Genomic DNA, 3,137 nt, shown 5'->3' on the forward strand with positions numbered 1-3,137 from the left:
GATATTCTTTAGGGAATTGGTCATGAGATTGTCGAGTCATTTCATTATATCAAAAATAATGGTACAATATTCTTTATGAAAATCACTAATTAACTCAATGAACGAATTATTAACTCGTATTACACAAATACCTGGTCAATGTGGGGGTCGTCCTTGCATTCGCGGAATGAGAATTAGAGTTAGCGACATTTTAGAAATGTTAGCAGAAAATGTCAGCATTAGCGAAATTTTAGAAGACTTTCCTGATTTAGAACCGGAAGATATCCAAGCTTGTCTTGTGTTTGCTGCACGACGGACTGATTTTGTGCGGTTGACAGCATGAAAATTTGGATTGATGCACAGTTACCACCAACATTGGCAATTTGGGTAACAGATACTTTTGCTATAGAAGCATTTTCATTAAGAGATATTGGTTTACGTGATGCTAAAGATATCGAAATTTTTGAATCTGCAAAAATCGCTAATGTCATAATCATGACGAAAGACAGTGATTTTGTTGATTTGGTTTGTCGGTTAGGAATACCTCCTCAAATCCTTTGGTTAACTTGTGGAAATGTGACGAATCGCAATCTGCGTCAACTTCTGACAATTACTTTACCTGATGCTTTGGAACAATTACGGCAAGGAGAAATGATTGTGGAAATTAGTAATAATCGGTAAATAATTACTTTATCTCAAAGCGATACCTTCGGTGCGCTTCGCTATCGTACTCCTCAAAATCATCCTATAAGCGATCGTACTCCCAAAATCATCCTGCAAGCGATACCTTCGGTGCGCTTCGCTATCGCACTCCCAAAATCACAAATTCGACACTTGGTTAAGTAAAGATAATTGGCATTCTAAAACATATCTAACGGGTTTACGAAGCTTTGAAATCTTACCTAGTTTTACTGCTCTTTCTAACCAAGTACGCATTAAAGTTAAAGGAATATTTAAACGTTCAGCTAACTCTTTATCCGTACATTCTGTCTTCAACAACTCCTCAATATGAGGTAACACTATATGGAAAGCATCGTATTTGTTAAAATCACTCTTAATTTCAACAATGCTATTTGCAGTATCATTTTTGTTACCAACTATCTCATATTTATCCTCACTCAGTAAAACTACTTCTGGAGTTAGTTGACTAGCTACTTCGTTCTCAACTTCAACTGAAACTTCTGCGTTGCTATCTAGATAACATTCGCCATCTGTTGATACTGGATTTATTTCTCGCTCATAAAGTAGAAAGTTTGGAATTGATAGAGGTCTTACAATTGTTTGGGAAGTAATTTCTCCGGTTTTGACCTGTTCTCTTAATTGCATTAGTAATCGACCGAGAACATTTATTCCAATAAGGATTTCTTCATCTACTGGTTTAGCTCCCCAAAAATCATCTTTTCTCGAGTCTTCAACAATTGGTTGATTTTCTGTCTCAAGTAAGAGACTACTAAATTTTTCCCAATTCTGAATGAGCTTTACCTGTAAGCACCAGCGCATAATTTTTGTCCGAACTAAATCCCAGTCAACACGGGAATTATCACGATAAGGTTTACTCCTCATTTTTGCTGTCATGGGACTTCGTTCAGCAATTATTAAACGCTGTACGTCAGGTATATGAGGAAAACGACAGGCTTGATACAATGCTTCAGAAGTAAGAATCCTAACACCGTTGACAAATAATGGGTATCCTCCTGCCATGTTGGATAATCCACCAAATCTTTCAGCCGTTTTGCGAAAAGTAATACAATCTTGCCTATTATATGTTCTTGATTCAGGAAGCTTTAATGCTGCTACCATCTTAAATTTCTCCTATTCAGGGATTGGAGTAATGTTCATTAACTATTCTAGGAAACAGGGGATACCACGCATTTAGTGGATAAGCTTTATTAGAATCACCCCACCATAATGCCAAAGGGCAGTTATTGGCAATATTACGATATGTTACCAAAATTGCACCAAATCCTAGTGACTTAAGATAGTCATACCCTAAAGGTCGCATACTTGAATTTGGATTTTTTGGCAATGAGACAATGTAAGCACCAGCTTTTAGAAACGCAGACTCAATAACTTTACGATCAGTAGGTGAAGAAAATATGTTGTCTTCAATTGGTAGATTATTAGGACGAAATAGAGATGGTAGAGATTTATTTGTATTCTGGCGATCTTCGTTTACTTGTTGAACGAATCTATCAACTAATTCATCTTCAGAAATTTCGCTTGTCCAAAAGCAGTCAAATCTTGATGGTTTCCAACGATTATTATGAAATTCATGTAGTCGCCAAAATTTTACTGTAATATTCTTTACTTTACCTTTTTCTTCAATTATTTTTTTTGAATATTCATATCCACCAGTATAAAATCCAAAAAATATTAAATGTAATGTTGTTCCTTCAATAGCATTAGGCAACCAGGACTCAATATCACGCCTTACTGTATTTCCAGAATACAAGCAATCGTCTAAATAAATATATATGACTGGTAATTTGCCGCAATCTTCAAGATTAAGACCATACAAATTCTGTAAACATTGATCAGTGAGATTTAGTAGATCATTTTGACTATTTCCTTTAGTTTGAATTTGTAAAAAATGAACCTTGCGTATTATATCAGCATGGTTAGATCCAAAAAGTTTTTCAGAAGTCAAAACTTTGGTAATGAAATCTTGAGCTATGCTATGAGAAATGTAGTAATTCTTGAGAATACGATCCATTTGCTCAAGAATAACCTGCTGAGTATTTTCATCAAAGCCAAATTGATCAAACTGCCTCACCCATTTGTCTACGTGGTTTGGATCAATAACAGCAATTTCACCTTGTCTATAATCGGCAATTGTCGTTGCTATAGAATTAAGAAGAATTTGACGCTGGTTGGACATAATATAGAAGTTTTGAGTTTACAACTTTACTATTAATTTAAGATAACTGGGCGGATAATACCCAGTTAATTACTATTAACCTGGCACTACAGGTTCTTTCGCCAAAAACTTCTCCAACTCAGTCAAAGCATCAGCATCAACCTTTATCTAAATCAAACAAAAATCAGCAGTTTGGGAAATCTCCTTAAACTGCCAAAAAATATACTACCCTAAACTTCCTCATTCCGCAATCTTTGTAACAATTCTTCACGGGATAAATTACCCAAAGAAAGAAGTAACT

The 3,137-nt window shown here is 35.3% G+C and carries 4 protein-coding genes; 2 read left to right on the plus strand and 2 right to left on the minus strand.

The features are described from left to right. The first annotated feature begins 88 nt into the window (after positions 1-88). Positions 89-322, plus strand: coding sequence for a DUF433 domain-containing protein (locus tag ACIR310F_RS0101170; RefSeq protein ID WP_027402866.1), 234 nt, complete (start codon positions 89-91; stop codon positions 320-322). After that, positions 319-660, plus strand: coding sequence for a DUF5615 family PIN-like protein (locus ACIR310F_RS0101175; RefSeq protein WP_028082239.1), 342 nt, complete (start codon positions 319-321; stop codon positions 658-660). Before ACIR310F_RS0101170 ends, ACIR310F_RS0101175 begins: the two co-directional genes overlap by 4 nt. Positions 661-798: 138 nt before the next feature. Here ACIR310F_RS0101175 and ACIR310F_RS0101180 read toward each other — a convergent pair whose 3' ends face one another. Both ACIR310F_RS0101180 and ACIR310F_RS0101185 read right to left on the minus strand, forming a co-directional pair. After that, a complete protein-coding gene (locus ACIR310F_RS0101180; RefSeq protein WP_028082240.1) occupies positions 799-1,779 on the minus strand; it encodes an NADAR family protein in 981 nt (326 codons plus the stop codon). Between the two features lie 16 nt (positions 1,780-1,795). Further along, on the minus strand, positions 1,796-2,857 hold the full coding sequence (locus ACIR310F_RS0101185; protein ID WP_028082241.1) for a phosphoribosyltransferase-like protein: 1,062 nt from the start codon (positions 2,855-2,857) through the stop codon (positions 1,796-1,798). Positions 2,858-3,137 lie beyond the last annotated feature (280 nt).

This window comes from Dolichospermum circinale AWQC310F, from assembly GCF_000426925.1.
Taxonomy (GTDB): Bacteria; Cyanobacteriota; Cyanobacteriia; order Cyanobacteriales; family Nostocaceae; genus Dolichospermum; species Dolichospermum circinale.

Coding starts and splice junctions, on each gene's coding strand:
- ACIR310F_RS0101175 (WP_028082239.1), top strand. CDS start 319: ATGAAAATTTGGATTGATGCACAGTTACCACCAACATTGGCAATTTGG.
- ACIR310F_RS0101180 (WP_028082240.1), bottom strand. CDS start 1,779: ATGGTAGCAGCATTAAAGCTTCCTGAATCAAGAACATATAATAGGCAA.
- ACIR310F_RS0101185 (WP_028082241.1), bottom strand. CDS start 2,857: ATGTCCAACCAGCGTCAAATTCTTCTTAATTCTATAGCAACGACAATT.